This is a genomic window from Candidatus Parakkermansia intestinigallinarum (assembly GCF_944389695.1).
Lineage (GTDB): Bacteria > Verrucomicrobiota > Verrucomicrobiia > Verrucomicrobiales > Akkermansiaceae > Akkermansia > Akkermansia intestinigallinarum.
In genome coordinates this window covers 1-4,229 of sequence record NZ_CALXNG010000053.1, presented here as the reverse complement: position 1 = coordinate 4,229, position 4,229 = coordinate 1, and the positions used below count along the sequence as shown (strand labels likewise).

General features: G+C 62.9%; 1 protein-coding gene. It reads right to left on the bottom strand.

Annotated features, from left to right (window positions below):
• Nucleotides 1–222: 222 nt before the first annotated feature.
• The gene (locus AC6UAL_RS09480; RefSeq protein ID WP_500683137.1) at nucleotides 223–3,723 is read right to left on the bottom strand and encodes an autotransporter family protein; all 3,501 of its coding nucleotides are present in this window, start codon (nucleotides 3,721–3,723) and stop codon (nucleotides 223–225) included.
• Nucleotides 3,724–4,229 lie beyond the last annotated feature (506 nt).

The following is a 4,229-nucleotide window of genomic DNA, read 5'->3' as shown; positions in this document are numbered from 1 at the left end:
CGCGCGCGAAGCGCGCAAAAGACAGCCTGCAAGCTCAGCTTGCCGCAGGTGGGAGCCCGAGGGAGGGGCGCGTAGCCCCTCCCTCGGGGTGCCGTGAGAGAAGCAACGGCCGCGGCGGAAGCACCGAAGCAAGCGCCCCACCCCGAGCCCCTCCCTGAGCACACAACACCCCCTGCGGCGCAGAAGCATCGCAGGGGGTGATCAAGCCAACCTCCGAGCAACTTAGAAACTCAGGCGATAACCCACACCCGCATTCAAACTGCTGTACTCGCGGTAAAGCTCATAACTCACATCCACGAAAATCGACCCCGCCTCGCGCCCCAGCGGCAGCGTCACACCGCCGCCCAACTCCACACCGAAGACACCGATCGTCGCCGACTCCACCGTCGCCTGACCGAAACCGTTTGCGAAACCCACCCCCGCCGTACTCCGGCGATCACCCGCATTGAACTTCGCCAGCACACGCCCCTCAAACAGCGCATGGCGATTCAGCAGGCTCTCACCCGCCAGCGCCTGCACACGCGCACCCGCGCCGAAACTCACACTGTCCAAATCCTGCCCCCCGAAACGCAGCGCCGCATCACTGCCGCCCTCCGTGTAACCGTCAATGCGCGTGTGCAGATAACTCACATTCACCAGCGGTTGCAGAACCGCCGTCCTCTCGCCGTTGAGCGCAATATCGCGCGAAAGCTCGTAGAGAAAGCCCAGACTCAGCCCGTCCGTCTCCCCGCTCGTCCGATAACTCCCCGCCCCGTGGCTCACCGTGCGATCAAGACTCATATCCGCCAGCCCCAGCGAAGCCACCAGCGTGTGCTTCCACGCCCCCCTGCGGTATTGGCCGAAAGCGCTGATGTAATAAGCGTTCAAATCACCATCCGCCGCATCCGCCGCATCCGCATCCAAATCACTGAAAATAGCGGAAAAAGCCAGACCGCAGCTCAGATCGCGACGCGGAGAACCCTCAACACCCACCGTGCCGCCCCAGCTCGTCATCGAGTAACCGGGAGCCGTACCGCTCTGCTCCAGCGTCAGATAGCCGCCCTCGGCATTGACCCAGAAACTCAGCGGCTCGCGGCCGTCGGGGCCGGGATCACCCGCCGGAGCACCGAAAGAGCCGAGCTTGAGCGTGGAAACGCGATCGCGGATATTATTGAGACGATGCTGCGCATCGGCGGCAAAAGCCATGCCGAGCGTCGTAACACTCGCTCCGGCGGCGGCGGCCATAACATTATCCGCCGCGGCGGCGTTGCCGCCCTCAATCAAGCGGTCAAGCTCTTGCAGCAGCACGGCGGCATCGCTGCCGGGAGCGTTGAACTGCGGCTGAGAAGCGACAAACAGAGCATCGATCATAGCGGCTCCGGCCTGCCCGTTGTGCGATCCGGCGGCGCGGCGGTAATAGTCCGCAACGGGGGTCAGCGTCAGCACGAGATCGCCGCTCTGCGCGTCGAGGGAGTATTGCAGGTGAGCTCCCCGGCTCTCATCGGCGACCACCTCAAACACCTCCTCGGGATCAGCGTCTTGCAGCAGACCCTCCACATCCCCGAGCAACAGGTAAGAGTCACCCGCAGTCAGATTTTCCGCCCCGTCGACCACGAGCAGAACGCTGCCGCCGTCCCCCGGATCCCAGGTCGTCGTGCCGCTCATGTCGTAAATCGGGCTGTTCGCCGTCAGGCTCTGAGCATCAAACAGAATCATACTGCCGCCCTTGAGGGCTAGGTCTTGCAGCGTCACCTGCTGCTCGGCGTCCGCGAGATCCGCCCTCAGCACCATACCGCTCCCGAGCGTCAGATTCGCGAGCGTGCTGCCGCCTTCGCCGACGAGGGTGACGCTTGCGCCGTCGTCAGCGCGGGCGCCCGCAAAATCCATCGTACTGCCCGCTCCCACCGTCAGCGTAACGCCGTCCTCCAGCGTACCGGCAAAAGAGCTATCACCCAGCACGCGGTAGTTGCCGGCCTGTATGCTCGACCCCGCCGAGCCCGTGAAATCTTGCAGCATCACCGACTGCGCGGCATCCGCGAAATCCGCCCCCAGCACCATACCGCTCCCGAGCGTCAGATTCGCGAGCGTGCTGCCGCCTTCGCCGATGAGGGTGACGCTTGCGCCGTCGTCAGCTCGGGCGCCGTCAAAATCCATGGTGCTGCCCGCTCCCACGGTCAGCGTGACGCCGTCTTCCAGCGTGCCGGCAAAGGAGCTATCCTCACCCAGCACGCGGTAGTTGCCGGCCTTGATGCTCGACCCCGCCGAGCCCGTGAAGTCTTGCAGCGTCACCGGCCGCGCGTCGTCCTCGAGATCCGCCCCCAATGCCATGCCGCTTCCGAGCGTCAGTTTTTCGAGCGTGCTGCCGCCTTCGCCGATGAGGGTGGCGCTTGCGCCGTCGTCAGCGCGGGCGCCGGCAAAGTTCATGGTGTAGCCCGCTCCCACGGTCAGGGTGACGCCGTCTTCGAATGTGCCGGCAAAGGAGCCGCCCTCGCGCACGCAGTAGTTGCCGGCCTGTATGCGGGAAGAAGATGAGCCCGTGAGGCTTTTCAGCTCAGCGGAGTCCACCCCGTCCGCCAGTGCCAAGCTGTATGTGTAATTCCTGTATGTCCCCAGCTCCACGGTCGCCTGTAAGGCGGCTTCGGATGAGCCCATAATCAGCGTTGCGTCACCGTAAGCCCCAGACAACAGGGCACCGTCGGCAGAGATGTAAGATCCGGACTGGAGGCGAATGGTGCCGGAAAAGCCGGCAGCATCCTCGAGCAGGAGATTGCCGGCCCCGACAACAAGAGTGCCGCTGCCGCTCAGTTGATTCACCGTGGCGTCAGAGTTCGCACGCACCCAGATCTCGCCGCCCTTCCCCGTGTTCAGGTTGGCCGAGGTGTTCGAGGCATAGAATTGCAGCAGCGCGTTCTTGCCGTCCTCCACCTGAACGTTGGCATGCACGCCTGAGGTGGACAGACTCACCATGGATCCATTCGCCACGTCCAGATTGTATGTGCCGGCACCCTTCAGGTAGAGCATGGAAGCGGTTCCCTCCAGGCGAAGGGTGCCGGCGGGCGAAGATGATCCATTCAAATACAGATGGCTCTGCTCGAGCGTGTTCAAGGTAGCGGTAGCCCCTTCCGCAATCTTAAGATTGGAGCCGAGGTTATACACAGCCAGCATTTCACCATTAAGCTGCAGAACGGAGCCGCCTTCCATGCTCAGGCTGCCGTTGAGGGTGAAGCTATGCAATCTGGGCGTTCCGTTCAGCTCCAGTATTGCGCCGCTTGCGGCTCCCTCTTTTCCGCCAAGGGTGATGTTGAGGTTGAATACGTTTGTTACGTTCTCGTCGTAGTCCAGTTGCAGCTTGGCGCCGGCGTCGACTTGCACGGCAGCGCCCGTCGGCAGGCACTTGGCTGAGTCAAATTCAGCGGTGCCGCTCGCGACGGTGAGGCTTTCAAGGCTTGTGATGGAGCCGCTGCCGGTGAATTTATAGGTCTTGCCTTCGCCGGCATTGACAGTCATCTCGCCGACTTGCAGTGCGCCGACAAGAGAAACCCCTTCGGCGTCTCCGTCCGTTATTGCATCGAAGGTGACATTGTCACCCTGAGTGAAGGCTTGACCATCACTGAACAAAGCGTCCTCTGCCCACTGAGAATTGGCGGTATCCCAAGTGAGATCGGCGGCGTAAGCGGCGGGGGCGAAGGCGGCGAAGCAGGCGAGGAGGGCGGCGCGAAGCGAGAGAGGCAGGTGAAGTTTCATATCTTGTGTGTAGGCAAATGAATGGGAGAGTGATGATGCTTAGACCCTCCCATCCTAGCGACTGTTGGGCGGGGCGTCAAGTTTTTTTCGGATGCGGCGGCGGGCAAAAGAGCGCACACGGGCGGGTGGCTGCATGCGCCAGCACAAAAAACCTGCGCGAAGCGCACACGCGCGCGCAGCGCGCAAAAGACAGCCTGCAAGCTCAGCTTGCCGCGGGTAGGAGTCCGAGGGAGGGGCGCGCAGCCACTCCCTCGGGGGGCCGCGAGCGAAGCGAACGGTTGCGGCGGGAGCGCGCCACAAGCGCGCCCACAAACGTACCGCTCCATGCGCCAGCAACACACGGCGTGCAGCAACATGCACGAGCAAGAAAAACGGGCAGCGCCCCAAAAGCAGTCAACCCCTGTTGGCTTTCACCAACAGGGGTTGTTGAATCCTGGCAGCGATCTACTCTCGCGGGACCTATCGTCCGACTACCATCGACGCGCCGATGTTTCACTTCCGGGTTC

What these genes read in the sequence shown, in the direction of transcription:
- AC6UAL_RS09480 (WP_500683137.1), bottom strand. Translation starts at nt 3,723, where the DNA reads ATGAAACTTCACCTGCCTCTCTCGCTTCGCGCCGCCCTCCTCGCCTGC.